A 13,925-nucleotide genomic window follows, 5' to 3' on the forward strand; every position below is an offset into this window, starting at 1 on the left:
TTTCAACCGCGCGGGCCGCCGATCATCCCGCGGGGAGCAAAATCAATCCTGAAACAAGCAACATCATGTTACGCCCTACACTACTACGTCTACAAGCAATCTCTGCAGTATACGCGTCCCGCACAAATTGAAAAGGTGGGAGTTTACAAAATCGAAGTGCTACCGTCTGCCCGTTTCGCCGTTGCTTTCGGGAACGGGCCGCTGATCGGTCAAACCGCCGTGAAGGCACGACTCTCGCGGAGAGGTGCCGCAAAAAATAGGCGCCCTGTCCTAGCCGAACAGGGTATCGGCGAGCAGCTTCAAGTTCAGCACCACGATGACGCCCGCAACGATCCACGCGACCGCGGCGACTGACTTCGGAATCGCGAACCGGCCCATCTTGCGGCGGTCGGAGACGAAGCGCACCAGCGGGATGACGGCGAAGGGCAGCTGCATCGACAGCACGACCTGGCTGAACACCAGCAGATCCGCCGTGCCGCGTTCGCCATAGATCGCCGTGACGACGATCACCGGAACGATGGCGATGCCGCGCGTGAGCAAGCGACGCGCCCAGCTCGGCAGGCGCAAGTCGAGAAAGCCTTCCATCACGATCTGGCCGGCGAGCGTCGCCGTCACCGTCGAGTTCAGGCCCGAGGCGAGCAGCGCGACCGCGAACAGCGTCGACGCGATGCCGAGGCCGAGCAGCGGCGACAGCAGCTCGAACGCCTGCTCAATCCCGGCGACGTCGGAATGGCCGCTCTTGTGGAAGGTCGCCGCCGCGACCACGAGGATCGCGGCATTGATGAACAGCGCCAGCATCAGGGCGATGGTCGAGTCCGTCGTCGCCCATTTGATCGCCTCGCGGCGACCTTCGTCGTTGCGCTCATAGGCGCGCGTCTGCACGATCGAGGAGTGCAGGTAGAGATTATGCGGCATCACGGTCGCGCCGATGATGCCGATCGCGATGTAGAGCATCTCGGAATTGGTGAAGATCTCGCTCTTCGGCACGAACCCGCGCAGGACCTCCGCCACCGGCGGGGCCGCAGCCACGATCTGGACTGCGAAGCAGACCGCGATCACCACGAGCAGCGCGATGACGAAGGCCTCCAGGAAGCGGAAGCCGCGGTTCATCAGGAGCAGCAGCAGGAAGGCGTCGAGCGCGGCGAGCAATGCGCCGCCGATCAAGGGAATGCCGAACAGCAGTTTCAGCGCGATCGCAGTGCCGATCACCTCGGCGAGATCGCAGGCGATGATCGCCGCCTCGCAGGCGAGCCACAGCAGGAGGTTCACCGGGCGCGAATAGGTGCCGCGGCAGGCCTGCGCGAGATCACGGTCGGTGACGATGCCGAGCCGCGCCGCGAGCGACTGGAGCAGGATCGCCATCAAGTTCGAGAGCAGGATGACGGAGAGCAGCGTGTAGCCGAACTTCGACCCGCCGGCGAGATCGGTCGCCCAATTGCCGGGGTCCATGTAGCCGACCGAGACGAGATAACCCGGACCGACGAAGGCGAGCAGCCGCCGCGACCAGTGGCCAGCGATCGGGATCGCGACTGTTGAGTTGACCTCGGCGAGGCTTTTGGTGGTGGGCGCGTCGGCACGCCAGCCGGCGGAGTCGGGGGTCAATTGGGGCGATCGGGCATCCATGCCGGCAGAATACCCAAGTTCATCCTTATTGCAACTCATTTGCAACTGCATCTAGCCGCACCGTTGTCGCCGCGGTCTGTTGGAGGCCCCGCCGTTGTCGGGAAGCGGGTGGGTCTGGTGGTCGTCAGGGGTGAACATGCCGCCAATTCGCCTTTGCAGGATATGAGCCATGTCAACGCCCCCTCGCCTCCCTACCACCTTCAACCGCCTCGCCTGGTCGAACCTCGCGGCGCAATCGGCCGAGCAGATCGCGCTCGCCGCAGCGCCCATCGTTGCCGTGCTGACGCTGGGGGTTGCCGAGGGTCGGACCGGCCTGCTCCAGACCGCGCTCACCTTGCCCTTCGTCATGTTCGCCATTCCCGCCGGCGTGCTCGCCGACCGCATCTCCCGCCGCCGGCTGATGGCGGGCGCCGAGGCTTTGCGGGCGGCCGCGCTCGCCGCCATCGTGCTCCTGCTGACGCTGGGGGCCCTCGACTTGCCACTCCTGGCCCTGCTCGGCTTCGCTGCCGTGTGCGGCACCGTCGTCTACAGCGTCGCCGCGCCGGCGCTGGTGCCCTCGCTGGTGAGCCCGGACCTGTTGCCGGCGGCGAATGCGCGGATCGAGCTCGCGCGCACCATCGCCTTTGCCAGCGGGCCCGCGCTCGGCGGCGCGCTGGTGGGATGGTGGGGCGCAAGCCCGGCGTTCGGCCTTGCCGCGGCGCTCTCGGCTGTCGCGGTGGTGCTGCTCTCGGGCATCTACGAGCCCGTGCGCGCACCGTCGCCGCAGCGACATCCCCTTCAGGAGATCCGCGAAGGCGCGGCCTTCGTGTTCCACCATCCGCTGCTGCGGCCGGTATTCATCACCCAGTTCATCTTCAACACCGGCTGGTTCCTGCAGATCGCGGTGTTCGTGCCCTACGCCGTGCGTCATCTCGGCTTGACGGCGGCCGGTGTCGGGGCCGTGCTGACGATGTACGGCGTCGGCATGGTGATCGGCGCGCTCCTCGCCACGCGCGTGATGCAGCGCCTCGCGTTTGGCACCGTGGTCGGACTCGGCCCCGTCACCGGCTTCGTCGCGGCATTGGCGATGGCGCTGACGGTGCCGCTTCCCTCACCCTGGCTCGCGGGCCTGAGCTTTTTCCTGCTCGGCGTCGGGCCGATCCTCTGGGTCATCTCGACCACGACGCTGCGCCAGTCGGTGACGCCGCCGCGCCTTCTGGGGCGCGTCTCCGCCATCAACATCATGAGCTACGGCGCCCGTCCGCTCGGCTCGGCGCTGGGCGCAATCGTCGGTGGCCTCTGGAGCGCGGAAGCGTGCCTGTATCTGGCGGCCGCCGTCTTCGGACTGCAGGCGCTGGTGATCCTGCTGTCGCCGGCAGTGTCGCTGGACCGGCAGCCGGACATGGTGGGGGATGAAGCAGCGGTGGGGTGCTGACCGTGCCGTCATTGCGAGCGAAGCGAAGCAATCCAGAATATTCCTTCGGAGAAAGTCTGGATTGCTTCGTCGCAAGAGCTCCTCGCAATGACGGAGTATGTTGCAGCAGCCTGCCCTAACCCGCCAGGTACCGCTCGTAGCTCCCCGCCACCGGCTCGCTCGCATCGACCTCCGGATCGAGCGTATAGAGATCCTGCGCCCGGCCGATGCCGCGCAGGGCGTAGCGGCCGGTGGAGACGAGATAGCGGCGCCCCGCGGCGTCGAGGCCCTGGTAGAATTCCGACGAGGCCAGCAGCTCGCGGTCGACCGAGCGGCTCATCGAGGCGATGCGGCTGACCTCGTTGACGGTGGGGCCGACCACGGTGAAGTCGAGCCGGTCCTCGCTGCCGATGTTGCCGTAGAAGACCTCCCCGACATGCAGGCCGATATAGGCCGACGTGGTGGGACGGCCGTTCGCGGCGCGGCGTGCGTTCAGCACCGCGACGTTCTTGCGGAACAGATGCTCCGCCCGTAGCGCAGCGCGGCGAGCCGCCGCCATGTCCTCGCCGGTGAACATCGCCAGCACGCCGTCGCCGATCAGCTTCAACACGTCGCCGCCGGCATCGTGAATCGGGTCGATCACGGCCTGCGCGTAGTCGTTGAGGAACGGAATGATCTCGTCCGGGCCGATGCTCTCGCTGATCCCGGTCGAGCCGCGCAGGTCCGAATACCACAGCACCGCGTTGATGCGCTCGGTGACGCCGCGCGAGATGCGCCCGCGCAGCACCTGCTCGGAGGCATCGCGGCCGAGATAGACGCGCCCGAGCGTGCGCGCGATATCGACCTGCTGCGCCGACTTGATCGCGAGCCCGAGCACCGGGACCAGATCGCGCAACGATTCGAGCTCCACCACGCTGAAGCCGTTCTCGCGGCGCGTGGTCCAGCAGGAATAGAGGCAATCCATCAGGCCGAGCGCGCCGTTCTCGCCGAAGCGGTGCACGAAGGCGAGATAGTGCTTATGGCCCTTTTCGGCGAGCTCGCCGATCTGCGAGAAATCCATCGACGGCGCCGCGGCGAGATCGATCACCATTTCGTCGTGGCCGTGCTCGAGCATGTGGAAGAACACCGAGCGGCGCCAGCTCTTGGCGGCGTCGCCCTCGGCCGTCGAACCGTATTCGAACGCATCGCTCTCGTTGCTGGAACGGTCGCTCCAGCGGAAGCCGCGGCCCTCGTAGATCGGATGCAGCGTGTCGATCACGACGAGTCCGCGCGACAGTTCCAGCCCCTCGGCGCAGCAGCGTTCGCAGAAGCCGCGGAGCAGTTCGTTTTCAGGAAGGCCCGTGAGCCCCTGGCCGGTCAGCCAGTTCATCAGCGCAACGCGCGAGGTCAATTGCATGCGCTATTATGGCGTGCCTTCGTGACGAACGAAAGGCCGCGAGGACGCAACAGCCGAGCCTTCCGTTCGCAGCAGGTCGAATATGTCGCAGGCGCTGTTGACGCGCTCTCGCCGCACGCGGCAAATGAAGGAAATGACGCAACCGGCCAGAAGCACGAGGACATGACCCAGCGCCAGCTTCCGATCATCCTGGCGCTCGGCACCACGCAGACCCTGGCCTGGGCCTCGAGCTATTATGTGCCGGCGCTGCTCGCCGATCCCATGGCGCGCGACCTCGGCGTCTCCTCCAACTGGATCTTCGGCGCGTTTTCGGCCGCGCTGGTGATCTCGGCCATGCTCGGCCCGCGCATCGGACGCCAGATCGATCTCGTCGGCGGCCGTCAGGTGCTGTCGGCCTCGAACCTGATCATCGCCGCCGGCCTCGTGCTCCTGGGGTTCTCGCAATCGATCGCGGTGATGGCGATCGCCTGGCTCGTGCTCGGCATCGGCATGGCGATGGGGCTCTACGACGCCGCCTTCGCCGCGCTCGGCCGCATCTACGGCATCGAGGCACGCCGGCCCATCACCGGCATCACGCTGATGGCGGGCTTCGCCTCCACCGTCGGCTGGCCGCTCACCGCCTGGGGCATCGCCCATATCGGCTGGCGGGACACCTGCTTTGCCTGGGCCGCCGCCAACATCCTGATCGGCCTGCCACTCAATTTTTTCATGCTGCCGGCGATCAAAGGCGCGAAGCAAGCGGCAGCCGCGGCCGAGAAACCGCATTTGCCGCTCGACCGCACCATGGTCCTGCTGGCCTTCATCTTTGCCGCGGTCTGGACGGTCACGGGGGCGATGGCCGCGCATTTCCCGCGCATCCTGGAGACAACAGGGGCAACGCCGGCCGAGGCCATCGCGGCCGGCGCACTGATCGGCCCGGCGCAAGTCGGTGCGCGCATGCTCGAAGCCGGCTTCCTCAGCCGCTTCCACCCGCTGTGGTCGACGCGGCTCGCTTGCCTCACGCATCCGATCGGCGCCGTGATCGTGGCGATCTTCGGCGGCGCTGCGGCGAGCGCGTTCGCGCTGTTCCACGGCTCCGGGAACGGCATTTTGACGATCGCACGCGGCACGCTGCCGCTGTCGATCTTCGGCCCGAAGGACTATGGCTACCGTCTCGGCATCATCGGCGCGCCGGCACGAATGGCGCAGGCAGTGGCGCCGCTGGTGTTCGGCCTGCTCATCGACGTCATGGGCGCCAAGGTGCTGATCGTCTCGTCTGCGCTCAGCCTCTCGGCGCTGGCGGCGCTGTTCCTGATCCGCCCGGTGCCGCGGCCTGATTGACGGCACGGCCGCTTTCGCGCAGAAGCGAGCCATGAGCAACGATGCCGGCCCGCCCCGCACATTCAAAGGCCTCCTGCGCTGGGCGACAACGCCGCCGCAGGCCTGGGGCGTCTATCTCCTCGCCATCATCCTGGTGTGGCTGGTCTCGTTCTACGCCGGCACGCTGAAGCCGAAGAAAACGCCGGACGCGAGCCCGCCGGCGGCGGTGACGGCTCCGAAGAGCTGAGGCAGCCTTCCCGCAGCACATCCTTCGAGACGCCCGCCGTTGGCGGGCCCTCAGGATGAGGATCGAATGTGCTGCGCCGGATTAAACGCACATCAAAATGCCATTCAGCCTCATCCTGAGGGACCGCGAAGCGGTCGTCTCGAAGGACGAGGCGCTTGCTCCGGCGCCGCCGCGACGCAGTTGGCTCCCATCAATGCGGGCAGGTCTCCACCTCGACCGTGACGTGGCTGAGGCCCTTCAGCCCGGCGAGCCGCCGCTTGTAGACGGCCGGCTGCTTCGGCTTGTCCGACACCACCGAGAGCAGCACGGCACAATGGCCGGGGCCGACCTGCCACAGATGCAGATCGGTCACGCGATCGTCGCCGACCTCCATGCGGGCCCGGATCACCCGTTCCAGCTTCTCGTCGGCGCGCACGTCGAGCAGCACCGCACCCGACGACCTGATCAGGCCGAACGCCCAGCTCGCGATCACGGCGCTGCCGATCAGGCCGACCGCCGGATCGGCCCAGACCCAGCCCGAATACATGGCGACGGCCAGCGCTGCGATCGCCAGCACGGAGGTTGCGGCATCGGTCATGACGTGGACATAGGCCGCGCGAAGATTGTTGTCGTGGCGATGGTGATGATGGCCGTGATGATCGTGATCGTGGTCATGATCTTCATGCGCATGCCGGTGATCATGGGCGTGATGGTGGTGATGATCATGGCTATCGCGCAGCAGCCACACGCTGGCGAGATTGACGCACAGGCCGAGGGCAGCCACGGCCATGGCTTCGCCGTAGACGATCGGCACCGGCGTGATCAGCCGCAGCACGCTCTCATAGGCGATCTCGACTGCGATCAGGCCCAGGATGATTGCGCTGGCGAAGGCGGCAAGATCCCCGAACTTGCCGGTACCGAAAGTGAAATGCGCATTCCCCAGGTGCCGGCGCGCGAAGCGATAGGCGAAGGCGGCAATGCCGAGCGCCGCCGCATGCGTGCCCATGTGCCAGCCGTCGGCCAAGAGCGCCATCGAGCCGAACAGCGAGCCTGCCACGATCTCGCCGACCATCATGACCAGCGTCAGGACGACCACGAGCCAGGTGCGGCGTTCGTTCTCGTCGTGCTTCTCGCCCAGGAACGCGTGGTCATGGGTCCATTGTTCGATGGAATGGGAATGCATCGAATTCTCCAGGAAATTCAGGTCTGTTAGGGTTCAATATAGACCGGCGGGCCGCACTTTTCTAAGGTCCAATCATCCTGCGGATTGACAGTGCTTCTTAGTTTCGATGTAATCTGCGCCATGGGGATTTGAGCGATCTCCCCACGAGGCGACAGGCCCAAGCATCGCGTCCCGTTCGGTTTATGCGAGGACGCATCATGTCTACATTCACGACCATTTCGTCTGACAAGCTGGCACGGCTGATCGGCACGGCGAACGGCCCTGTCCTGATCGACGTCCGCACCGAAGAGGATTTCGCCGCCGACCGGCGGCTGATCCCCGGCTCCATCAAGCTCAACCACGAGAATGTGGCGGACTGGGGCGGCGACTTCGCCGGTCGCCGGGCCATCGTCTCGTGCTTCCGCGGCGAGAAGCTCGCGCAGGGCACGGCGGCCTGGCTCCGCCAGCTCGGCGTGGACGCCGAGACGCTGGAGGGCGGCTTCGAAGGCTGGAAGGCGGCCGGGCTGCCGCTGGTCGATGCCCGCAAGCTGCCGCCGCGCGATGCCAAGGGGCGCACCGTCTGGGTCACGCGAGCGCGACCGAAGGTGGATCGCATCGCCTGCCCGTGGCTGATCCGCCGCTTCGTCGATCCCAACGCAGTGTTCCTCTATGTGGCGCCATCCGAGGTGGTCGCCGTCGGCGAGCGCTTCGGCGCGGCCCCCTTCGACATCGAGAACGTGTTCTGGAGTCACCGTGGCGAGCTCTGCACCTTCGATGTCATGATCGAGGAATTCGGGATCGCAACGCCGGCCCTGCTTCGCCTCGCGACGCTGGTGCGCGGCGCCGACACCGCGCGGCCGGATCTGGCGCCGGAGGCACCGGGCCTGCTCGCGGCCTCGCTCGGGCTGTCCCGGATGTACGACGACGACCTCGAACAGCTCGAAGCCGGTATGACGCTCTACGATGCCTTCTACCGCTGGTGCCGCGACGCCACGGCCGAGACCCACAACTGGCCGACCAACAAGGTGAAGGCGTAATGGACATCCGTAACGTTCAAGCTGAGGCTGATGCCGGTCACGGCATCAGCCTCAGTGAAGCCTTTCGCGTCTGGTTCCGCGTCGCCTGCCTGAGCTTCGGCGGGCCCGCGGGCCAGATCGCGGTGATGCACCGCATTCTGGTCGAGGAGAAGAACTGGATCTCCGAAGCCCGTTTCCTGCATGCGCTAAACTACTGCATGCTGCTGCCGGGACCGGAGGCGCAGCAGCTCGCGACCTATGTCGGCTGGCTGATGCACCGCACCGCCGGCGGCCTGATGGCGGGCGGGCTGTTCATCCTGCCCGGCATCATCGCCATCATGGGCCTCAGCTACATCTATGCCGCATTCGGTAATGTCAGCTTCGTCGAGGCGCTGTTTTTCGGCCTGAAGGCCGCCGTGCTCGCCATCGTCGTCGAGGCCGTGGTGCGCGTCGGCAAGCGCGCCCTGAAGAACCGCATCATGATCGCGCTCGCGGCCGCGGCCTTCGTCGCGATCTTCTTCTTTGCCGTCCCCTTCCCGATCATCATCATCGCCGCTGGCATCATCGGCTATGCCGGCGCGCGGAGCGGCCGTGCGGAGTTCGCGCCGGCCGGTCACGGTCCTGGCGGCAGCGGCGCCCTGATCGACAGCATGCTCGGCGATGCCGTGCCCGAGCACGTGCGTCCCAACACGGCGCGTGCGATCCGCGTCGGCGCGCTCTGGCTGGCGCTGTGGCTTGTTCCGGTGCTCGCGCTGCTGCTGGTCCTCGGACAGGCCAATGTGTTCAGCCAGATCGCGCTGTTCTTCTCGAAGATGGCGCTGGTCACCTTCGGCGGCGCCTACGCCGTGCTGGCCTACGTCGCCCAGCAGGCGGTCGAACACTATCACTGGCTGAAGCCGCACGAGATGCTCGACGGTCTCGGCATGGCCGAGACCACGCCGGGCCCGCTCATCATGGTGCTCCAGTTCGTGGGCTTCATGGCGGCCTATCGCGACCCGAGCGGCCTGTCGCCGATGCTGGCTGCGACCCTCGGCGGACTGCTCGCGACCTGGGTCACCTTCACGCCCTGCTTCCTCTGGATCTTCGTCGGAGCCCCCTATATCGAACGCCTGCGCGGGAACAGAGGGCTCGCCGGGGCGCTCAGTGCAATCACCGCCGCGGTGGTCGGCGTGATCCTCAATCTCTCGATCTGGTTCGCGCTGCACACGCTGTTTCGCGAAACCGTGCCGGTGCATGCGTTCCCGCTGGACTTCGACAGGCCAGTGCTGACGAGCGTGGATGTGTCCGCGCTCGCGCTGGCGATCGGGGCGGCAACCGCGATCTTCCGGTTCAAGCTTGGTATGCTGACGGTGCTGGCGGGCTCGTGCGCGGCGGGTGTGGCGTTAAGGCTGGCGGGCATCATCTAGAAGTGGAACGCGCCGCGACGCTGTCCGCCTGAACGTCTTGGGACAATCGATGGCTTGGCCTCAGGCTGCAGCGTCCAATTGCCCGAGCGCAGCTCTGATATCTTTCGCGGGCGGCAGCCCGAACATGCGCCCATATTCTCTCGTGAATTGTGGGACGCTCTCATAACCCACTGCGAAGGCAGCGCTGCTCACCTCCGAGCCCTCCGACAGCATCATCCGACGCGCCTCGATGAGCCGCAGCTGCTTTTGAAATTGCAAGGGACTGAGGGATGTAATCGCGCGGAAGTGCTGGTGAAACGAGGAAGGACTCATGGCAGCCGCTTCCGCCAGGCGTTCGACGCGGAGCGGCTTGGTATACTCGGATCGAATGATCGCGACGGCGCGCGCGATGCGTTGCGCATGGCTGTCGGCCACTCCCAGAGCCCTTATCGCTGCGCCGTGTCGTCCCGCCAGCAGCCAGTAGTGGATCTCGCGAACGAACTGAGATCGCAGAACCGGCAAAGAAGACGGGCGCTCGAGCAGCCGCATCAATCGGAGCGCGGCATCGGCAACCTCCGAATCAGTCGGATCGACGCGCACGGGAGAGCCTTTCTGTTCCGGAGCCAGCTTCATCTCCACGATCAGGCTCGCGATCATCGCCGGGTCGAGCTCAACGACCAGAGAAACATAGGGGACCTGCGCGCTGGCACGGGTAATCTGGCTGACCGTCGGCACATCTGCCGAGATCAGGAGCGACTGCCCCGCGCCGAAATCGAAGGTGTGCGATCCCATCGTCACGCGTTTACGGCCCTGCAGGAGAAGCGCGACGAGCGGCCGGTTGATCGCGTGCTGAAGCTGGCCGCGCGTCGTGGCCCGTATGGCCGTAAGCCCGGGGATCGGCGTCTTGGCGGCGCCGTTCTGGTCGGAATGCAGATCCGCGTAGCGGCGAACAACTTCGAGCAAGGTCGGCGTCATTTCGCGAATTTATACCAGCCGGGCGCCACGGCAACCGGGCATGGCCGGACTGCTCCAACTTTGGGCATGTGAATTTATCGTCGACACAGCGCCGACCCGGCCTGAGCGACGCTCGCGGTCTTTGGAGGAATAGGCAAGAAGGTTCAAGGATCCGGCAACTCGAATGCCGCTGTGTCTGCCACCTTCGCCATGTCAAACGAAGGAGACATCACATGGCAAAGATCGCAATCGTCACCGGCGCCAGCCGCGGCCTCGGCCGCAACATGGCCGTCAACATCGCGCGCAAGGGCAGTGACGTCATCGTCACATACCGCAGTCGTGCGGATCTTGCGGAGAGCGTCGTTTCCGAGATCACGGCGATCGGACGCCGGGCCGTGGCCTTTCAGTTGGACAGCGCCGACGTCGCCGGATTTTCCTCCTTCGCGCGAACACTGGGCCAGACGCTGAAGGAGACATTTGGTCGCGAGAGCTTCGACTACCTCGTGCACAATGCCGGCGACGGCCTCTTCGCTCCGCTCGCCGAGACTACCGAGGCTCAGTTCGACCAGCAGATGAACCTCCATGTCAAAGGCGTGTTCTTCCTCACCCAGGCCTTGTTGCCGCTGATGGCGGATGGTGGCTCGATCGTCACCATCGGCAGTGGCTTGACGCGCGTCACCTATCCTGGCTTCGCCGTTTACACCATGGCGAAAGCCGCCGCTGACATGATGGCGGTCTGCATGGCCAGGGAGCTTGGGCCGCGTGGAATCCGCGTCAACAGCGTTGCGCCAGGCGCAATCGAAACCGACTTTGGCGGTGGCTTGGTGCGCGACAATCCAGACGTGAACAAGCAATTTGCCGCCATGACCGCGCTAGGCCGCGTTGGCGTCCCGGATGATATCGGTCCGATGGTCGCGAGCCTGTTGAGTGAAGACAATCGATGGGTCACGGGGCAACGGATCGAAGTATCAGGCGGTCAGACGATTTGAGTGCCGAATATTGCCTTACGGACATGCAAAGGCCGCTGCAAGCTTGCAGCGGCCTTTGTGGGGTCAGGTTCTCTGTGCCTCGGTGGGTCGGGTGCCCGTCCGGGTAAAACAGCACGGTCAGCTTGACCATGCCGCTTGTCAACCCCCGCCGCCCAAAAGATTCCGCTTTACCGAAATTCGGATTTATCGTACAAACAGACCACCCTGGCCCGAGACGAGGGGCGGATCGCGATCGTCACGAACTGCGGGCTGGGCAGCGATGGACGCGACGGCGTCGGGCGCAACGGGCATTGCAGGGCGGCTTCGCCGTGAGCAATGGCCTCGCGCCGACGACACGGCGCCGACAGCGTCTTCGCATGGCTTTGGGGGCGAGCACACGCCACCCCTCGAATTCCCAGCGGAGACGTGCGCGGACGGAGAAGTCGTGTGGTCCTGACGCCCGGGGTCTGCGTCAAGGCTTGCGGTGATGCGGCGGCCGACCGGCACGCGCATCGATCATCCGCAAGGCGACGGGGGCAATAGTGCATCGCTCCCCGAGGAGAGCACGAAGGACACCGTTAAAACCATTCGCGCAGGGAAGGCCGGGCGACCGGCATCACCTGTGGTCCACCCCGTGTGCATTTTTTCGGCGCACGGATCTCGGGTGCCAGCCGGCGCCCGGCCTTCCCTGCGCCCTCGTCATTTTCGAGGGCGCACCTGAAGCAAAACTCGGGCGAGGCGCGCCGCGGGAAGGCGATGGTGTGTCTGCTGTTTGAAGTGTGAATTGGAGAGCGATGGCCTCGCCACTTGCTCCGTCATTGCGAGCGCAGCGAAGCAATCCAGAATCTTTCGGCGGAGACGGTCTGGATTGCTTCGCTGCGCTCGCAATGACGCTGAGGTAGCCGCGAGCACCACCCTCACCGTCACTCTGATGAGCGAGTTGCCTCAGTAGGACTACCGCATCATCATCCGCGCGATCGCTTCCCCGATCACCACCGTCGTGAAATGCGTATTGGCGCGGCAGTCGGACGGCATGATCGAGGCGTCGGCGACGCGCAGGCCCGCGATGCCCTTCACCGTACCGTCCGGGTTGACCACGCCGTCGGCATCCCCCACGGCGCTCATGCGGCAGCTGCCGGCGGCGTGCTGGATGTCGCCGGTCTCACGCCGCAGCACCGCGTCGAGCTCGAGATCCGGCAGCGCGGCGGCCTGCGCCAGCGTCAGGTCGGTGTCGGCGAGCCTGATCCAGTCGGCGATGCCTGACAGCGCCGGCTGGGAGGTGATCACTGCCAAGCGCTTCACCGCATCCATCATCCGCAGCATGTCGCGGGGATCGGCCAGCATGTTCTCCTCGACGACAGGATCGATCGCGGGATCGGTCGAGGCGAGCTTGAGCGTCCCGCGAGAATAGGCGTTGAACAGCCCGGCCCCGATCGCGCCCGGCACGCCGACGCCGCGGTGGTTGAAGGCGATCAGGATCATGTCGCGCTTGCCGCCATTGGCGAGGCCCGAGGAATAGGTCACGCAGCAATTGGTGTGGCGGGTGTCGGGATCGGTGGGACGAAGCGCCTCCCGGAGCTGGATCGTGGCACGAAACAGCGGGTGGTCGAAGAAATGCTTGCCGACCGGCAGATCGCGCGCGACCGCGATCCCCATCGCCTTCAATTCATCGGCCGGCCCGATTCCGGAGCGCAGCAGGATCGCCGGACTGTGGATGGCACCGGCACACAGCACGATCTGGCGCGCGCTGATCTCGTGGGTGCCCTGCCCCTCGACATGGACGCGGACGCCAGTCGTCCTTCCGTCGCTGATCAGCACGCGATCGACCAGCGCATGCCCGCGGATCTCCAGATTGGCGCGGCCGCGCGCGGGCTCGAGATACCCTTCATTGGTGGTGATGCGGCGGCTGTCGCGGCTGTTGATGGGATAGCAGGCGACGCCCTCGCCGTCCGGACCGTTGACGTCGTCGCACCAGGGATAGCCGCTCGCCAGCGCCGCATCGCGCAGGCCACGATCGATCGGCCCCCATGTCTCGGGCGGCGCGCGATAGACCGGCAGCGGCCCGCCGCGGCCGTGGCCCGCGGCGTCGCCGAACTCGAAATCGTCCTCGATCACCGAGAACAGCGGCATCACCTCCCTGGCCGACCAGCCGGTGCAGCCGTTGGCGGCCCATTCGTCAAATGCATCGGCCACGCCGCGAATGGCGATCTGGCCGTTCATCATCGATGAGCCACCGAGACCCTTGCCGCGCCAGTAGAAGCGTGGCTCCTGCCCCGCCACCCGGCGCGTCAACAGGTCGGGCCATTGCCATTTCTCCTGGTATTCGCGCTTGTGAATGATCGGAATGGGATTGGGCGTCCGCACCTCCCAGGGAGCCTCGTCGGCCCGCCAGTCGCGCCCCGCTTCGAGCAGCAGGACGCGCCGGGCGGGATCCTCGGAAAGCCGTGCCGCAACAGCGGCGCCGGCGGAGCCGCCGCCGACAACAATGACATCGTACATCGCG

The 13,925-nt window shown here is 66.0% G+C and carries 11 protein-coding genes; 6 read left to right on the forward strand and 5 right to left on the reverse strand.

Annotation, left to right across the window (positions count from 1 at the left end; genetic code table 11):
* Positions 1 to 270 precede the first annotated feature (270 nt).
* Entirely contained in the window at positions 271 to 1,623 is a 1,353-nt protein-coding gene (locus ACYCVF_RS29860) for an Nramp family divalent metal transporter (RefSeq protein ID WP_459595291.1), read from the reverse strand.
* A gap of 169 nt (positions 1,624 to 1,792) precedes the next feature.
* On the opposite strand from ACYCVF_RS29860, the gene ACYCVF_RS29865 reads away from it, so the two are divergent.
* Positions 1,793 to 3,037: an MFS transporter gene (locus ACYCVF_RS29865; protein ID WP_459595290.1), complete on the forward strand. Its 1,245-nt coding sequence runs from the start codon at positions 1,793 to 1,795 to the stop codon at positions 3,035 to 3,037.
* A gap of 115 nt (positions 3,038 to 3,152) precedes the next feature.
* Here the strand turns inward: ACYCVF_RS29865 and ACYCVF_RS29870 are convergent, their stop codons facing one another.
* Positions 3,153 to 4,412 (reverse strand): adenylate/guanylate cyclase domain-containing protein, encoded by a 1,260-nt coding sequence (locus ACYCVF_RS29870; RefSeq protein ID WP_459595289.1) that lies wholly within the window; start codon positions 4,410 to 4,412, stop codon positions 3,153 to 3,155.
* 162 nt (positions 4,413 to 4,574) lie between these two features.
* On the opposite strand from ACYCVF_RS29870, the gene ACYCVF_RS29875 reads away from it, so the two are divergent.
* Positions 4,575 to 5,732 carry an MFS transporter gene (locus ACYCVF_RS29875; RefSeq protein ID WP_459596432.1) on the forward strand — a complete coding sequence of 386 codons (1,158 nt, stop codon included), beginning with the start codon at positions 4,575 to 4,577 and terminating at the stop codon, positions 5,730 to 5,732.
* A gap of 31 nt (positions 5,733 to 5,763) precedes the next feature.
* Positions 5,764 to 5,958, forward strand: a complete 195-nt coding sequence (locus tag ACYCVF_RS29880; protein ID WP_459595288.1) for a hypothetical protein — start codon at positions 5,764 to 5,766, stop codon at positions 5,956 to 5,958.
* Positions 5,959 to 6,148: 190 nt separating this feature from the next.
* Here ACYCVF_RS29880 and dmeF read toward each other — a convergent pair whose 3' ends face one another.
* Positions 6,149 to 7,120, reverse strand: a complete 972-nt coding sequence (gene dmeF, locus ACYCVF_RS29885; protein ID WP_459595287.1) for a CDF family Co(II)/Ni(II) efflux transporter DmeF — start codon at positions 7,118 to 7,120, stop codon at positions 6,149 to 6,151.
* Positions 7,121 to 7,317: 197 nt separating this feature from the next.
* Here dmeF and ACYCVF_RS29890 point away from each other — a divergent pair, with 197 nt between their 5' ends.
* Positions 7,318 to 8,136 (forward strand): chromate resistance protein ChrB domain-containing protein, encoded by an 819-nt coding sequence (locus tag ACYCVF_RS29890; RefSeq protein ID WP_459595286.1) that lies wholly within the window; start codon positions 7,318 to 7,320, stop codon positions 8,134 to 8,136.
* Positions 8,136 to 9,521, forward strand: coding sequence for a chromate efflux transporter (gene chrA, locus ACYCVF_RS29895; protein WP_459595285.1), 1,386 nt, complete (start codon positions 8,136 to 8,138; stop codon positions 9,519 to 9,521). Before ACYCVF_RS29890 ends, chrA begins: the two co-directional genes overlap by 1 nt.
* Positions 9,522 to 9,581: 60 nt before the next feature.
* Here the strand turns inward: chrA and ACYCVF_RS29900 are convergent, their stop codons facing one another.
* Entirely contained in the window at positions 9,582 to 10,475 is an 894-nt protein-coding gene (locus ACYCVF_RS29900; protein ID WP_459595284.1) for an AraC family transcriptional regulator, read from the reverse strand.
* Positions 10,476 to 10,687: 212 nt separating this feature from the next.
* On the opposite strand from ACYCVF_RS29900, the gene ACYCVF_RS29905 reads away from it, so the two are divergent.
* Entirely contained in the window at positions 10,688 to 11,443 is a 756-nt protein-coding gene (locus ACYCVF_RS29905) for an SDR family NAD(P)-dependent oxidoreductase (protein ID WP_459595283.1), read from the forward strand.
* A 933-nt stretch (positions 11,444 to 12,376) separates the two neighbouring features.
* On the opposite strand, the gene ACYCVF_RS29910 is transcribed toward ACYCVF_RS29905, so the two are convergent.
* Positions 12,377 to 13,921, reverse strand: coding sequence for a GMC family oxidoreductase (locus tag ACYCVF_RS29910; protein ID WP_459595282.1), 1,545 nt, complete (start codon positions 13,919 to 13,921; stop codon positions 12,377 to 12,379).
* Positions 13,922 to 13,925 lie beyond the last annotated feature (4 nt).

The sequence above is a fragment of the Bradyrhizobium cedriense genome (assembly GCF_054602315.1).

Excerpts from the sequence above, each read along its gene's own strand:
- ACYCVF_RS29875 (WP_459596432.1), top strand. The coding sequence starts at position 4,575 with ATGACCCAGCGCCAGCTTCCGATCATCCTGGCGCTCGGCACCACGCAG.
- ACYCVF_RS29900 (WP_459595284.1), bottom strand. The coding sequence starts at position 10,475 with ATGACGCCGACCTTGCTCGAAGTTGTTCGCCGCTACGCGGATCTGCAT.
- ACYCVF_RS29860 (WP_459595291.1), bottom strand. The coding sequence starts at position 1,623 with ATGGATGCCCGATCGCCCCAATTGACCCCCGACTCCGCCGGCTGGCGT.
- dmeF (WP_459595287.1), bottom strand. The coding sequence starts at position 7,120 with ATGCATTCCCATTCCATCGAACAATGGACCCATGACCACGCGTTCCTG.
- ACYCVF_RS29890 (WP_459595286.1), top strand. The coding sequence starts at position 7,318 with ATGTCTACATTCACGACCATTTCGTCTGACAAGCTGGCACGGCTGATC.
- ACYCVF_RS29865 (WP_459595290.1), top strand. The coding sequence starts at position 1,793 with ATGTCAACGCCCCCTCGCCTCCCTACCACCTTCAACCGCCTCGCCTGG.
- ACYCVF_RS29905 (WP_459595283.1), top strand. The coding sequence starts at position 10,688 with ATGGCAAAGATCGCAATCGTCACCGGCGCCAGCCGCGGCCTCGGCCGC.
- ACYCVF_RS29910 (WP_459595282.1), bottom strand. The coding sequence starts at position 13,921 with ATGTACGATGTCATTGTTGTCGGCGGCGGCTCCGCCGGCGCCGCTGTT.
- ACYCVF_RS29880 (WP_459595288.1), top strand. The coding sequence starts at position 5,764 with ATGAGCAACGATGCCGGCCCGCCCCGCACATTCAAAGGCCTCCTGCGC.
- ACYCVF_RS29870 (WP_459595289.1), bottom strand. The coding sequence starts at position 4,412 with ATGCAATTGACCTCGCGCGTTGCGCTGATGAACTGGCTGACCGGCCAG.
- chrA (WP_459595285.1), top strand. The coding sequence starts at position 8,136 with ATGGACATCCGTAACGTTCAAGCTGAGGCTGATGCCGGTCACGGCATC.